General features: G+C 68.6%; 15 protein-coding genes. 10 read left to right on the top strand and 5 right to left on the bottom strand.

What is annotated here, in order from left to right; translation table 11 throughout:
- Positions 1-367 precede the first annotated feature (367 nt).
- Entirely contained in the window at positions 368-1567 is a 1200-nt protein-coding gene (locus tag DIE22_RS17565; RefSeq protein ID WP_124605675.1) for an SDR family oxidoreductase, read from the top strand.
- 70 nt (positions 1568-1637) lie between these two features.
- Here DIE22_RS17565 and hpaR read toward each other — a convergent pair whose 3' ends face one another.
- Entirely contained in the window at positions 1638-2078 is a 441-nt protein-coding gene (gene hpaR, locus DIE22_RS17570; RefSeq protein WP_124498002.1) for a homoprotocatechuate degradation operon regulator HpaR, read from the bottom strand.
- Between the two features lie 152 nt (positions 2079-2230).
- Here hpaR and DIE22_RS17575 point away from each other — a divergent pair, with 152 nt between their 5' ends.
- Genes DIE22_RS17575 through hpaI form a run of 7 tightly spaced genes read left to right on the top strand, consistent with a single transcriptional unit; the run spans position 2231 to position 8134 of the window.
- Positions 2231-2920: a fumarylacetoacetate hydrolase family protein gene (locus tag DIE22_RS17575; RefSeq protein ID WP_124605676.1), complete on the top strand. Its 690-nt coding sequence runs from the start codon at positions 2231-2233 to the stop codon at positions 2918-2920.
- Positions 2917-3681: a fumarylacetoacetate hydrolase family protein gene (locus DIE22_RS17580; protein ID WP_124605677.1), complete on the top strand. Its 765-nt coding sequence runs from the start codon at positions 2917-2919 to the stop codon at positions 3679-3681. The genes DIE22_RS17575 and DIE22_RS17580 overlap by 4 nt, the downstream gene beginning before the upstream one ends.
- A gap of 26 nt (positions 3682-3707) precedes the next feature.
- The gene (gene hpaE / locus DIE22_RS17585) at positions 3708-5171 is read left to right on the top strand and encodes a 5-carboxymethyl-2-hydroxymuconate semialdehyde dehydrogenase (protein WP_124605678.1); all 1464 of its coding nucleotides are present in this window, start codon (positions 3708-3710) and stop codon (positions 5169-5171) included.
- Positions 5172-5221: 50 nt separating this feature from the next.
- Positions 5222-6070 carry a 3,4-dihydroxyphenylacetate 2,3-dioxygenase gene (hpaD, locus tag DIE22_RS17590; RefSeq protein ID WP_124605679.1) on the top strand — a complete coding sequence of 283 codons (849 nt, stop codon included), beginning with the start codon at positions 5222-5224 and terminating at the stop codon, positions 6068-6070.
- 29 nt (positions 6071-6099) lie between these two features.
- The gene (locus tag DIE22_RS17595; RefSeq protein ID WP_124498007.1) at positions 6100-6492 is read left to right on the top strand and encodes a 5-carboxymethyl-2-hydroxymuconate Delta-isomerase; all 393 of its coding nucleotides are present in this window, start codon (positions 6100-6102) and stop codon (positions 6490-6492) included.
- 19 nt (positions 6493-6511) lie between these two features.
- Complete coding sequence (gene hpaH, locus DIE22_RS17600) at positions 6512-7315, top strand: 2-oxo-hept-4-ene-1,7-dioate hydratase (RefSeq protein WP_124605680.1); 804 nt, start codon at positions 6512-6514, stop codon at positions 7313-7315.
- 12 nt (positions 7316-7327) lie between these two features.
- Entirely contained in the window at positions 7328-8134 is an 807-nt protein-coding gene (gene hpaI / locus DIE22_RS17605; protein WP_124605681.1) for a 4-hydroxy-2-oxoheptanedioate aldolase, read from the top strand.
- 49 nt (positions 8135-8183) lie between these two features.
- Here the strand turns inward: hpaI and DIE22_RS17610 are convergent, their stop codons facing one another.
- The gene (locus DIE22_RS17610) at positions 8184-8975 is read right to left on the bottom strand and encodes an AraC family transcriptional regulator (RefSeq protein WP_124605682.1); all 792 of its coding nucleotides are present in this window, start codon (positions 8973-8975) and stop codon (positions 8184-8186) included.
- Between the two features lie 95 nt (positions 8976-9070).
- Here DIE22_RS17610 and DIE22_RS17615 point away from each other — a divergent pair, with 95 nt between their 5' ends.
- Both DIE22_RS17615 and DIE22_RS17620 read left to right on the top strand, forming a co-directional pair.
- Positions 9071-9322: a hypothetical protein gene (locus DIE22_RS17615; protein ID WP_124498011.1), complete on the top strand. Its 252-nt coding sequence runs from the start codon at positions 9071-9073 to the stop codon at positions 9320-9322.
- Between the two features lie 55 nt (positions 9323-9377).
- Entirely contained in the window at positions 9378-10340 is a 963-nt protein-coding gene (locus DIE22_RS17620; RefSeq protein WP_124605683.1) for a zinc-binding alcohol dehydrogenase family protein, read from the top strand.
- A gap of 149 nt (positions 10341-10489) precedes the next feature.
- On the opposite strand, the gene DIE22_RS17625 is transcribed toward DIE22_RS17620, so the two are convergent.
- The 3 genes from DIE22_RS17625 to DIE22_RS17635 form a co-directional block, all read right to left on the bottom strand.
- Complete coding sequence (locus tag DIE22_RS17625) at positions 10490-11581, bottom strand: porin (protein WP_124605684.1); 1092 nt, start codon at positions 11579-11581, stop codon at positions 10490-10492.
- Between the two features lie 159 nt (positions 11582-11740).
- Positions 11741-12808 carry an ABC transporter ATP-binding protein gene (locus DIE22_RS17630; RefSeq protein WP_124498014.1) on the bottom strand — a complete coding sequence of 356 codons (1068 nt, stop codon included), beginning with the start codon at positions 12806-12808 and terminating at the stop codon, positions 11741-11743.
- On the bottom strand, positions 12801-14573 hold the full coding sequence (locus DIE22_RS17635; RefSeq protein ID WP_124498015.1) for an iron ABC transporter permease: 1773 nt from the start codon (positions 14571-14573) through the stop codon (positions 12801-12803). Before DIE22_RS17635 ends, DIE22_RS17630 begins: the two co-directional genes overlap by 8 nt.
- Positions 14574-14576: the final 3 nt, after the last annotated feature.

A 14576-nucleotide genomic window follows, 5' to 3' on the forward strand; every position in this document is an offset into this window, starting at 1 on the left:
AACCGCGCCGGCGGCCCAGCCATGCAGGCCCCGAATACTGTCCGACCGGACGTTTCAACGATTGGATGGCCCGGCCGGCGCGACACACTCAGACATTCGCGTACAAATCCGCACACTTTCACGAAACTTTCGGGACAGACTTGCGGGCGATCGGGCCCCACACTGGGAATTTCCCGATCCTGTGCCACGGACGCCCGTCCGCGGCGGGCTGCCGCCTCGTGCCGGAGGCGCGATCGACGCGATCGCGGGCCGCAGCAGGATCGGGGACCGCCGGGGCGAGCGTCGGCCCCGGCCCGGCCGGCAGCCGTGCGCAGCCCCGTCCCCGCGGCAGCGGCGTCGCCCGGCCGATTCTTCGAAGGAGACTATCGTGCTGATCTGGAAAACCGCGTTGTCGCTCAACTGGCGGACGAGCCTCGTGTCGCCGGCCAGCGCACCGGTCGCGGCGGCCAACGTCGGGCGGCTGGTGCTCACCGGCGCCACCGGCTTCATCGGCAGTACCGTGCTGACGGCGCTCGTCAACGCAGGGTTGCTCGAGCGCATCGTGTGCGTCGTGCGGGCGGAGAATCGCGGCCACGCGGTCGCGCGGCTGCGCGAAGCGGCGCTGCGCGCAGGGCTCGCGCCGTACTGGGCGTCGCGTCTCTGCGACGCGAACGTGATCGTCGGCGCGCTCGGCGACGTGTGGAAGGGCGCCGACGCGCCGCGTCTCGCCGGCGCGACGCACGTGATCCACTGCGCGGGCCATGCGTCGCCGGCCGACGGCGCGCACCTGCAGGCGGACATCGACGATGCGCTGCGCTTTGCCGAGCGGTTCGCGCACGCGCCGCGGCTGCAGCGTTTCGTGTATGTCGGCACCGCGTATGCGCATGCGGGCCGAGGCGGGATCGTGCAGGAGGCGGCGGCGAGTGATGTCGCGCACAGCCGCGACGGGCTGCCTGGCGCGGTGCTCGCGGCGGACTACCTGCACGCGAAGGCGGAAACGGAACAGCGCCTGCGCGGGCTGGGGCTGCCGCTCGTGGTCGTGCGCCCGTCGCACGTCGTCGGTCACACGGTGCTCGGCACGCGGCCCGCGCCGAATTCGTTCTGGATGTTCCGCGTCGCGCACGCGGCGCGCCGCTTCACCGCGCGGCCGATGACGCGCATCGACATCGTGTCGGTCGACGACGTGGCGCGCGCGACGATGCTGCTGGCCGTGAAGCCGACGCTGATGCACGACGTGTATCACGTGTCGGCCGGCGACGAGGCGCCGCAGGTCGCGCAGATCGTGCGCGCGATGGACGAGGCGGCCGGCATGACGGGCGCGCCGCGCTATGCGGCATGCGCGCCGGACGAACTGCCGCTCGTGGTGCGCGACGTGCTCGGGCGGTCCGATCCGGCGCTCGAGCGCGTGATCGGCCGGGCGTTGCAGCGTTGCGCGGAATTCGCGACGGTCGATCGCGTATTCGACAACCGCCGCGTGCGCGACGAAATCGATTTCGAGCCGCTGCCGTTCGTCGATTACGTCGAGGAGTGCATGCGCACGTCGCGCGGCGTCGCGGTGACCGAGCTGATGCGCGGCGCGCTGCACTGACTGCCCGCGCGATCCGCGGCCTGCCGGTTCAGGGTCACCGCCGCTCGCGGCGGTCCGGCGGCGGCGGGCCCTACGACGCGCTGCCGAGCTCGATCAGCCGGTCGAGCGCGCGGTAGATGTCGTCCAGGCCGTCCTGGCCGAATCGCGCTTCGAGCTGGCGGTACTGCTCGTCGATGCGCGGGCCGATTTCGGTCACCAGCTTCCTGCTTTGCGGCGTCAGGCTCACCAGCAGCCGGCGCTGATCTTCCCGCGCGCGCGTGCGGGTAATCAGGCCGTCGCGTTCCATCCGTTCCAGCACGCCCGTGAGACTCGGGCTCAGGATGCAGCAGCGGCGCGCGATCTGTCCCGCTTCGAGCGCATGCGCCGGTTCGCCGTCGAGCACGCGGATGATCCGCCATTGCTGTTCGGTCAGCGCGAATTCCTTGAGAATGGGGCGGAACAGGCCCATCAGCGTTTCGCGGGCCTCGAGCAGCAGCATGGCAAGGTTGCGATGGTCGAGCGTACGGTTCATCGGGGTGGGGAATGGACGGGGACGCATCAATCTTAACAGCCGACGGTGACGAATTTCGCATATCAGGGTAATCGAGGTTGCCAGCGTCCGATTGTTTACTTAAGATATTAACTATTGACGATGCGCCGCGACGCGCGGCAGGGGAATGACGCATGGAGCTGTCTTGCAGGACTGCCGCGGCGCCGCCGCTGCCGGTCGCCATCGGTACCGTCTACGGTGCGCTGCTCAACGAGCGCGCCGCACTCGACGCGCTCGGCGATGCCGTGCATGCACCGCCTTACGGCCGTCCGCCGCAGGCGCCGATCCTTTACATCAAGCCGGCCAACACGCATGCAGCGGACGGCGCGGCGGTCGTGGTGCCGGCCGGCGTCGATGCGCTGGAGATCGGCGCGTCGGTGGCCGTCGTGTTCTCGCGGCGCGCGACGCGCGTGCCGGCCGCGCAGGCGCTCGACTACGTGCATGGCTTCACGCTGGCGAGCGACGTGTCGGTCCCGCATCCCGATTACTACCGTCCGGCCGTGCGCTTCAAGTGCCGCGACGGCTTCTGCCCGCTGGGTCCGGCGATCGTGCCGGCGGCCGCGCTCGGCGACGTCGACGCGATCGGCCTGACCGTGCGGATCGACGGCGCCCCGGTGGTGTCCGCGTCGACCGCCACGCTGATCCGCCCGGTGCGCGAACTGATCGCCGATGTGACGGCCTTCATGTCGTTCGACGCGGGCGACGTGCTGCTGCTCGGCGTCGCGGGTGGCGCACCGCGTGCCCGCGCGGGCAGCACGATCGAGATCGCCGGCGCCGGCATCGGCACGTTGCGGCATACGCTGATCGCGGAGGAGGCACGATGAAGACGGCGCGCGTGATCTACAACGGTGCACTGCATGCGGCCGAACCGGCCGGCGACGGCGCGATCCGGCTCGATACGGGCCGCGTGCTCGCGGAGGACTGGGTGACGTGGCTGCCGCCCGTCGCGCCGCGCACGACGTTCGCGCTCGGCCTGAACTACGCGGACCACGCGAAGGAACTCGCGTTCAATGCGCCGAGCGAGCCGCTGATCTTCCTGAAGGGGCCGAACACGTTCATCGGCCACCGGTCGCTCACCGTGCGCCCGGCGGATGCGACGCATATGCACTACGAGTGCGAGCTGGCCGTCGTGATCGGCCGTCCGGCGCGAAGCGTGAGCCGCGCGCAGGCGCTCGACTACGTCGCCGGCTACACGGTCGCGAACGACTACGCGATCCGCGACTATCTCGAGAACTACTACCGCCCGAACCTGCGCGTGAAGAACCGCGACACCTGCACGCCGCTCGGGCCGTGGTTCGTGAGCCGCGACGAGATCGGCGACGCGGGCGACCTGATGCTGCGCACGACGGTGAACGGCCAGGAGACCCAGCGCGGCAGCACGCGCGACATGATCTTCGACGTGCCCGCGCTGATCGAGCACATCAGCAGCTTCATGACGCTCTCGCCGGGCGACCTGATCCTGACCGGCACGCCGGAAGGGTTGGCGGACACGAAGCCGGGCGACGAGGTCGTGACGGAAATCGAAGGGATCGGCCGGCTGGTGAACACGATCGTCGGCGAAGCAGACTACTATCGCGCCGGCTGAGCCCGTCGCCCAAGGAAGGAGAGCACATGACCATCAAGCACTGGATCGACGGCCGCGAAGTCGGGAGCCGCGAGACCTTCACGACGCTGAACCCCGCGACGGGCGACGTGATCACCGACGTCGCGTCGGCCGGCGAGGCCGAAGTCGACGCGGCCGTGCGCGCGGCGAAGGAAGCGTTCCCGAAGTGGGCGAACACGCCTGCCAGGGAGCGCGCGAAGCTGATGCGCAAGCTCGGCGAACTGATCGAGAAGAACGTGCCGATGCTCGCCGCGCTCGAGACGCAGGACACCGGCCTGCCGATCGCGCAGACGAGCAAGCAGCTGATTCCGCGCGCATCCGAGAACTTCAACTTCTTCGCGGAAGTGTGCGTGCAGATGAACGGCCGCACGTATCCGGTCGACGACCAGATGCTGAACTACACGCTGTACCAGCCGGTCGGCGTGTGCGCGCTGGTATCGCCGTGGAACGTGCCGTTCATGACCGCGACGTGGAAGACGGCGCCGTGTCTCGCGCTCGGCAACACGGCCGTGCTGAAGATGTCCGAGCTGTCGCCGCTGACGGCCGACCAGCTCGGCCGGCTCGCGCTCGAAGCCGGCATTCCGCCGGGCGTGCTGAACGTCGTGCAGGGTTATGGCGCGACCGCCGGCGACGCACTGGTGCGCCATCCCGACGTGCGCGCGGTGTCGTTTACGGGCGGCACGGTCACGGGCAAGCGGATCATGGAACGCGCGGGCCTGAAGAAGTATTCGATGGAGCTCGGCGGCAAGTCGCCGGTGCTGATCTTCGACGATGCCGATTTCGACCGCGCGCTCGACGCGTCGCTGTTCACGATCTTCTCGATCAACGGCGAGCGTTGTACCGCGGGCTCGCGGATCTTCGTGCAGCGCACGATCTACGACCGTTTCGTGCAGGAATTCGCGCGCCGCGCGAACAACCTGGTGGTCGGCGACCCGTCCGATCCGGGCACGCAGCTCGGTGCGATGATCACGCGCCAGCATTGGGAGAAGGTGACCGGCTACATCCGCATCGGCGAGCAGGAAGGCGCGCGCGTGGTCGCGGGCGGCGCGGACAAGCCGGCCGGTCTCGCCGATCATCTGCGCAACGGCAACTTCGTGCGGCCGACCGTGTTCGCCGACGTCGACAACGGGATGCGCATCGCGCAGGAGGAGATCTTCGGGCCGGTCGCGTGCCTGATCCCGTTCGAGGACGAGGAGGAAGGGCTGCGGCTCGCGAACGACACGTCCTACGGGCTCGCGTCGTACATCTGGACCCAGGACGTCGGCAAGGTGCATCGCCTCGCGCGCGGCATCGAGGCCGGGATGGTGTTCGTGAACAGCCAGAACGTGCGCGACCTGCGCCAGCCGTTCGGCGGCGTGAAGGAGTCGGGCACCGGACGCGAGGGCGGCGAGTACAGCTTCGAGGTGTTCGCGGAGATCAAGAACGTGTGCATCTCGATGGGTTCGCATCATATTCCCCGCTGGGGCGTGTAACGGGCGCGGGTCGTGTTGGCGCACGACCGAACGATACGGAGACTTGAACGATGGGCAAACTGTCCCTCGCCGCGAAGATCACCCACGTGCCGTCGATGTACCTGTCGGAGCAGCCCGGCAGGCATCACGGCTGCCGCGACGCGGCCATCCGCGGCCATCGGCTGATCGGCGAGCGCTGCCGCGCGCTCGGCGTCGACACGATCGTCGTGTCGGACGTGCACTGGCTCGTCAACGCGGGCTACCACGTGAACTGCAATGCGCGGTTCGCCGGCACCTATACCAGCAACGAGCTGCCGCATTTCATCCGCGACATGCAGTACGCGTATCCGGGCAACCCGGAACTCGGCCGCCTGATCGCGGAGACGGCCAGCGCGCGCGGGATCGCGACGCGCGCGCACGAGATCGACAGCCTCGAACTCGAATACGGCACGCTCGTGCCGATGCGCTACATGAACGGCGACCAGCACTTCAAGGTCGTGTCGATCGCCGGGTGGTGCATGTGGCATCAGCTCGACGAGAGCCGCCGCTTCGGCGAGGCACTGCTCGAGGCAATCGAGAAGAGCGATTCGAACGTCGCGTTCCTCGCGAGCGGCTCGCTGTCGCATCGCTTCAACGACAACGGCAGCCCCGAGGAATCGATCCACGAGATCAGCCGCGAGTTCTTCCGGCAGGTCGACCTGCGCGTGGTCGAGCTGTGGAAGCAGGGCGATTTCAAGACCTTCTGCGCGATGCTGCCCGAGTACAACACGCATTGTCACGGCGAAGGCGGGATGCACGACACGGCGATGCTGCTCGGCCTGCTCGGCTGGGATCGCTACGACAAGCCGGTCGAGATCGTCACCGACTATTTCGCGAGCTCGGGCACCGGGCAGATCAACGCGATCTTCCCGCTCGCCTGAGCGCCGCATCACCTACCCGGAGCGTTGCCATGCCACACATCGTCGTCGAATACACCGCGAACATCCGCGACGACGCGCGCATTCCCGTGCTGCTGCGCACGATCAACGCGACGCTGATCGCGCAGGGCGGCGTGTTTCCGACGGGCGGCATCCGCTCGCGCGCGATCGAGCTGCAGGATTACTGCGTCGCCGACGGCACCGCGGACGACGCGTTCGTCCACGTGACGCTGAAGATCGGATCGGGCCGCAGCGACGCAACGAAGCAGGCCGCGTGCGACGCGCTGTTCGACGCGATCAAGGCGCATTTCGCGGAGTTGTACGCGAGGCGCTATCTGGCGCTGTCGATGGAGTTGACCGAGTTCAGCGAAAGCGGCTCGTACAAGCACAACAACATTCACGCCCGCTACAAGCGGGCCGGCTGAACCCATTCCCGATCCGACCATGCTCGAACCCGCCCTCATCGACCAGCTCGCGCGGCGTCTGCACGACGCCGAGCGCGCGCGCACGCAGATCCGCCAGATCTCGCTCGACCATCCCGACATCACGATCGACGACGCGTATGCGATCCAGCGCGCGTGGGTGACCCTGAAGCTCGCGGAAGGCCGCACGCTCAAGGGGCACAAGATCGGCCTCACGTCGAAAGCGATGCAGAACACGTCGCAGATCGACGAGCCCGATTACGGCGCGCTGCTCGACGACATGTTCTTCGACGACGGCGGCACCGTTCCGACCGGCCGCTTCATCGTGCCGCGCGTCGAGGTCGAACTCGCGTTCGTGCTCGGCAAGCGGCTCGCGGGTCCGAACTGCACGATCTTCGACGTGTACGACGCGGTCGACTACGTGGTGCCCGCGCTCGAGATCATCGACGCGCGCAGCCAGTCGATCGACCCCGATACGAAGCGGCCGCGCAAGGTGTTCGACACGATCGCCGACAACGCGGCGAACGCGGGCGTCGTGATCGGCGGGCGGCCCGTGAAGCCGCAGGACGTCGACCTGCGCTGGGTCGCGGCGATCATGTCGCGCAACGGCGTGGTCGAGGAAACGGGCGTCGCGGCCGGCGTGCTGAATCATCCGGCCAATGGCGTCGCGTGGCTCGCGAATCGGCTGTCGCGTTTCGACGTCGCGCTGGAACCGGGGCAGATCGTGCTCGGCGGCTCGTTCACGCGGCCGTGCGCGGCACGACCGGGCGACACGTTCAGCGTCGACTACGGCCCGCTCGGGACGATCCAGTGCTACTTCGAGTGAGGTGAGCGGGCCATGCAGATTCCGTCGAATGTCTTCAAGGCCGCGCTCGCGCGCGGCGACGCGCAGGTCGGGCTGTGGCTCGGGCTCGCGAATCCGTACAGTGCCGAAGTCGTCGCGGGCGCCGGCTTCGACTGGCTGCTGATCGACGGCGAGCATGCGCCGAACACGGTGCCGACGATTCTCGCGCAGTTGCAGGCGATCGCGCCGTATCCGTCGCAGCCGGTCGTGCGCGTGCCATGGAACGATCCGGTGATCATCAAGCAGGTGCTCGATCTGGGCGCGCAGACGCTGCTCGTGCCGATGGTGCAGAGCGCCGACGAGGCACGTGCGGCGGTGGCGGCGACGCGGTATCCGCCGAACGGGATTCGCGGGGTCGGCAGCGCGCTCGCGCGCGCGTCGCGATGGAATCGTGTCGGCGATTACCTGCATCGTGCGAACGACGAGATGGCGGTGCTCGTGCAGGTCGAAACGCGTGCGGGGCTTGACGCGATCGACGCGATTGCGCGGGTGGAGGGCGTCGACGGCGTGTTCATCGGGCCGGCGGATCTGGCGGCCGACCTCGGGCATCTCGGCAATCCCGGGCATCCGGATGTGCAGGCCGCGATCAATGGCGCGATCCGTGCGATCAAGGCGGCCGGCAAGGCGCCGGGCATTCTGAGCGCGGATGAAGCGGCGGCGCGGCGGTATCTGGAAGCGGGGGCGCTGTTTGTCGCGGTGGGCGTTGATACGACGTTGCTGGCGAGGAGTGCGGAGCGGTTGGCCGCGCAGTTCAAGGGGAGGGGGGGCGAGGCGGCGAACAAGGGGGGCGGCACGTATTGAGGCCGCGGCGGCAGGCGCGTCGCAGGCGGCATGCGTTTGTGCTGCCGCGCTAGCCGCCCCCGCGACGCACCACTTCGATATACCGCCCCGGCGTTGTCCCCATTGCCCGCTGGAACATGTCGATGAACGCGCTCACGTTGTCGTAGCCGAGATCGAGCGCGATCGTCGTCACCGGCACGCCGTCGGCGATTTTCTCGAGCGCCCGCAGCAGCCTTGCCTTCTGACGCCACTGCGCAAACGTCAGCCCCGTCTCGGCGACGAAGCGGCGGCTCATCGTCCGCGCGCTGATGCCGGCCCAGGCGGCCCATTCCTCCAGCCGCCGGTTGTCCGCGAGATCTGCGGCAAGCGCATCGGTAATCCTCATGAGCCGCTGGTCCCGCGGCCGTACCAGTCCCAGCGCTTCGACTTCCGATGACGCGATTTCATCGAGGATCACGTCGGCGATCCGCGTCTGCGCGGCATCCAGGTCCGAATCACCCCAGCTGGCCGCGCGCTGCACGGCTTCGCGCAGCAACGGCGACGTGCGGATCGCGCGCGGCGTGTCCGGCAATGTCGCGCAGCGCTTTTCAGAGACGAACGCCGACCAGCCGGAAATCGGCCCGAACGAGCGCAGCGAATGCCGGCAATGCGGCGGAATCCAGATCGCGTGGATCGCCGGCACGACCCACTCCTCATCGTCGAGGCCGATCGTCACCAACCCGCTCAGCGCGCCGACCAACTGGCCGCGCGCATGCGTGTGCGACGGTGTCACGCGCGGGTCGCGCTGCGTCAGCACGGCGGCGGCGACGAACGGGCCGTCGTCAGACGTGACGAGGTGGGCGGGAAGCAAGGGATCGGACATGGCCGGATTTCCGTATCGAATGGCTTTTATACCGGAGATCGGCCGATGTTGCACGCCTACACTGCCTCCATCGACCACCACTGGAGTACGACGCGATGCGAGCCGAACACCTTCTCCCCGACCATGCCGACCGGATCGAGGCCGGCGCAACGACGATCCGCAAGGGCACGGTGGGCGCGTTCCTGGTCAATGCGCGCGTGCTGGCCGATCCACGCGCATCCCCGGCCGAGCGGGCCACGGCGGAAGCCGACCTAGTCGAAGTGCTGCCTGCGCTGCGGGCGATCGGATTGTTCGATGTACTCGAAGTGCGCGACGCGGCGCTGCGTGCATGGATCGACGCGCGTTGAAGACGGACGCCGGCACCGGTCGCGATACCGGGGCCGCCAACTGCAAGGAACCGACATGAAGGCAGCAGTCGTGGAGGGCGCCGGACGGCGTCCAGTTTATACGGAGTGCGAAGCGCCGCGCGCGCTGCCGGCTCACCGTCTGATCGACGTGACGGCATCCGCGCTGAGCCGGCTCGCACAGGGGCGCGCTGCCGGCACGCATTATTCGTCCGGCGGCAGCTATCCGTTCGTCGCCGGCGTCGATGGCGTGGGGCGCGGCGACGACGGACAGCGCGTGTACTTCTTCGGCGCCCCCGCGCCGTTTGGCGCGATGGCCGAGCGCACGATCGTGCCTGGCGCGCAATGCGTGCCGCTGCCGGACGACCTCGACGACGTCACGGCCGCGGCGATCGCGATTCCCGCGATGTCGTCGTGGGCGGCATTGACCGAACGCGCGCGGCTCGCGGCAGGCGAGACGGTGCTCGTCAACGGTGCGACGGGCACGTCAGGGCGGCTGGCCGTGCGGATCGCGAAGCATCTGGGCGCCGCGAAGGTGATCGCGACGGGCCGCAACGCGGCTGCACTGGATGCGTTGCTGAATGCCGGTGCGGATTCGGTCGTGTCGCTGCAGCAGGACGATGCGCAGCTTGCCCGCGTACTGGGACTGCATTTCCGCGCGGGCGTCGACGTCGTGCTCGACTATCTGTGGGGCGCCAGCGCGCAGGCGTTGCTCGTCGCGGCCGCGAAGGCGACGCCTGAAGGGCGCCGGCTGCGTTTCGTGCAGATCGGTTCGATCGCCGGCGCCGACGTGCTGCTGCCGGGCGCCGTGCTGCGTGCGACCGCGATCGAATTGATGGGGAGCGGCCTGGGCAGCGTGCCGCTGCCCCGCTTGCTGGCCGCCATCCGCGGCGTATTCGACGCCGCCGCGCCCGCGAGCCTGGCGATCGAAACGCGCACCGTGCCGCTGTCGGCGGTCGGCGAACATTGGGACGACGCGAATAGCCGGGTTCGCCCGGTGTTCGTGACGCGTGCCGAGTGAACGGTGACTGGCGCGCGGCGGGCATCGCACGCCACGCGCGAGTCGCGCCGCGCAGTGACCGTCGGGCACCCGTGCTCACACGGCAGCGCGCATCGCGCCAAGCGGGCGGCGCTGTTCGACCATGAGTAGCGCCACCCGGCACGTCGGATTCAGAACCGCTGCTGAATCCCCGCCGTCACGCCGACCTGCGTGGTGCCATACCCGGCAAAATCGCGCGACACACCCACTTTCTCCCCATGCTGCGCGATCGCGAACGCGCCGGCCGCATACAGCACCGTGCGCTTCGACAGCGCGTACTGCGCCCGCACCGACACCAGCGTCGGATCGGCATCGCTGGCACCCTTGATGTTCTGGTGATAGACGGCCGCGATCAGCGAGAACGTCGGCGTGAACTGGTACGACCCGCCGAGCCAGACCATATCGCTCAACTGGTTCGCCGCGCTCGTGTGATACGTGCGCCGATAGTTGCGATAACCGGCCATCGTCTTCAGGTTGCCGAAGTCGTAGCTCAGGCCCGCGTGGATGCCCTGGATGGTGTTGACGGTATCGGCCGGCGTGACGCTGTCGGCCGCGCCGTTCTGCCGGTCGAACGTGACGACCGCCGCGAACGGGCCGGTCTCGTAGCCGAGCGCGAAGTCGTACTTCGAGCTGGTCTTCACGCTGCCCGGCACGTTGCCGAAGCCGTACAGCGCGCCGAACTTGAAGCCGCCGAATTCGCCGTCGTAGCGCACGGCGTTCGACGAACGCGTGAAGAGGCCGTCCTTGCGGACGCCGGTCGCCATCGACGACGTCGCCCACGAATAGTTCTGCGCGTAGCCCATCGGGTCGAACGGCAGCATGTAGTCGTAGGTGACGGTGAAGTTGCGGCCGAGCGAGACTTCGCCCCATTTGCCTTTCAGGCCGACCGTCGCGCGGCGCGCGAAGATCGAGTCGGGGCCGTCGTCGGACGCGCCGTTCGCGAGATCGATCCCGCTTTCGAGGCGGAACACGGCCTTCAGCCCGCCGCCGAGATCCTCGACGCCGCGCAGGCCCCAGCGCGACGTATTCTTGTTGCCGGATTTCAGCTTGAACGAATTGCCGCCTTCCGGCGCCGTATGGTTCGTGTATTCGATGCCGGCATCCATGATCCCGTACATCGTGACCGACGACTGCGCGTGCGCGGCGCCTGCCGCGAGGCCGGCTGCGACGGCGGATCCGGTGAGGATGGCGGTGCGAAGGGAACGTTCTGCGCGTGACTTCATTGACGGTGTCTCCTTGGTTTTTTGTGGGTGGGTGAAACAGGGTGAAGCGGATGCAGCGCGCAGTACGCCACGGCGGACGCCCGAAGACGTCCGCCGGACAGACCTGTCATCACCTGACGGAAAGCGCGCGAGCGGCGGGCGCGGTGCCCGCCGCGTGGGTCAGCTCGCCTTGGCGAACGCCCAGCAGTCGTTGGCCGGGAATTCGATCCAGTGCTTGCCGGCCGCGCGCGGCACGTGGCCGAACGCGCGCAGGCGCATCTCGCCGCAATGGAACAGGTATTCCCAGCGGTCGCCGAGATACATCGACGTGACGAGGTCGGCCTGCAGCCGGTTCGCGCCCGGGCCGTCGGCGACCTGCACGCGTTCGAGCCGGATCACGGCCTGCGCGTGCTGGCCCGGCGCGAACGTGTCGCGCGCGAGCGCCTGCAGTTCCCAGCCGTCGCCGGCGAGCGTCACGCGTTCGCCGTCGACGGCCGCGACGCGCGCGTCGATGCGGTTGTTGCTGCCCATGAATTCGGCCGTGTACAGCGAGCGCGGCGCGCCGTACAGCTCGGCCGGCGTGCCTTCCTGCTCGATGCGGCCGTTGCGCAGCAGCAGGATGCGATCGGACATCGCCATCGCCTCGGTCTGGTCGTGCGTCACGCAGAGCGCCGACAGCCCGAGCGACACGATCAGCTCGCGCAGCCATGCACGCGCTTCCTCGCGCAGCTTCGCGTCGAGGTTCGACAGCGGCTCGTCGAGCAGGATGACCGGCGGGTTGTAGACGAGCGCGCGCGCGATCGCGACGCGCTGCTGCTGGCCGCCCGACAATTGATGCGGAAAGCGTTCGGCGAGATGGCCGAGGCCGAGCTGGTCGAGCGCGGCCTGTACGCGGCGTTTCTGTTCGGCCGGCGCGACCCGCCGCAGCTTGAGCCCGTAGCCGACGTTGTCGGCGACGGTGCGATGCGGCCACAGCGCGTACGACTGGAACACGAGGCCGAGCGAACGCTGTTCGACGGGCAGGTCGACGTGTTTCGCGCCGTCGAAGAACACGCGGTCGTCGAGCTGGATGCGCCCGTCGGACGGCTGTTCGAGGCCGGCCACCGCGCGCAGCAGCGTGGTCTTGCCGCTGCCCGACGCGCCGAGCAGGCACACGACTTCGCCGGCCTTCAGTTCGAACGACACGCCCTTGAGGATCGGGTTGGCGCCGTAGCTGAGATGCAGGTCGTCGACGATGAGCTTATCCATGAAGTTTCACTCCGAAGCGCAGGGCCACGCCGAGACCGGCGCCGACCATCGCGATGTTGATGACAGAGAGCGCGGCAACCTGGTCGACGGCGCCGGTCGCCCACAGCGACACGAGCAGCGCGCCGATCACTTCGGTGCCGGGCGACAGCAGGTAGACGGCGGTCGAGTATTCGCGCTCGAAGATCATGAAGATCAGGAGCCACGCGGCGAGCAGGCCGAAGCGCACGAGCGGCAGCGTCACGTCGAGCGACACGCGGCTGCGCGTGGCGCCGACGCTGCGGCCGGCCTCCTCGAGCTCCGGGCCGACCTGCAGCAGCGCGCTCTGGATGAGCCGCATCCCGTATGCGAGCCATACGACCGTGTACGCGATCCAGATGCTCCACATCGAGTTCTTCAGCTCGCGCAGGCCCGGAACGAACAGGAAGATCCACAGGAACGCGAGACCGGCGAGCAGCCCCGGCACCGCGCGCGGCAGCAGCACGAGGTAGTCGAGCAGCTTGGTCGCCCAGTCGTGGCGGCGGTGGCCGGCGAACGCGACGAGCGAGTAGAAGCCGATCGCGAGCGCGCCGCCGATCACGCCGATGCCGAGCGTGTTGACGATTGCGCGCACGAGGTTGTCCTGCTCGAACAGCTCGACGAAGTTCGACAGCGTCAGCACTTCGGTGAGCGGCACGCCTTCGCCCCAGTTGGTCACGAACGCGCGCAGCACGATGCCGGAGATCGGCACGATCACGGTCAGCACGAGCCACAGCGCGACGATCGCGAGCGCGACCCAGCGCCACACGCCGAGCGGCAGCACGGTCGAGCGGCCGGCCTTGCCCTTCACGGTGACGAAGCGGTTCGCGGTCTTCAGCAGGCGGCGCTGCAGCAGCACGAGCGGGAACGTGATCGCGACGATGCACACCGCGACCGCGGCCATCAGGTGATACGACGGCACGCCGAGCTTGTTGGTCAGCTTGTACAGGTAGGTCGCGAGCACGAGATGGCCTTCCGGATCGCCGAGCACGAGCGGCAGCCCGAATACCTCGAAGCCGAGGAAGAACACGAGCACGCCGGCGAACAGCAGCGCGGGCATCGTCATCGGCAGGCTCACGTCGAGCGCGACGCGGAACGGCCGGGCGCCCGTCACGCGCGCGGCTTCCTCGACGTCCGAGCCGAGGTTGCGCAGCGCGGCCGACGAGTACAGGTACACGTGCGGCACGTGCGTGAGGCCGACGATCACCGTGATCGCGAAGATCGAGTAGACGTTCCAGGGCACGTTCTGCACCCCGAACAGTTCCTTGAACCACACCGAGTAGAATCCGACGGGGCCGGCCGCGACCACGTAGCCGAACGCGAGCACCATCGGCGACACGAACACGGGCGTGAGCAGCAGCGGTTCGAGCCAGCGGCGGCCGGGCAGGTCGGTGCGCACCATCAGGAACGCGAGGATGCCGCCGAGCGGGATCGAGATGAACAGCATCCCGCCGGCGATGATGAACGAGTTCTTCACGGCCGACCAGAAGTCCGGGTCGGTGAAGATGAAGCGGAAGCCCTCGATGCCGAGCGTCTTGTTCGCGTCGAAGAACGGCGCGGACAGCAGGCTCTGGAACAGGATGAAGCCGAGCGGCAGCGCGACCGCGATGGTCAGCACCGCGACGACGATCCAGCGCAGCATGCCGGCGAGCGGCTGCAGGCTGTTGGCCGGCAGCGCGGGGATCGCGCCGGCCTGGCCGGCGGTGGGTGGAACGGCCGACGCCGTTCCGCGTGTGCTGGTTGAAAGCATGAG

The sequence above is a fragment of the Burkholderia sp. Bp9142 genome, assembly GCF_003853415.1.
GTDB lineage: Bacteria > Pseudomonadota > Gammaproteobacteria > Burkholderiales > Burkholderiaceae > Burkholderia.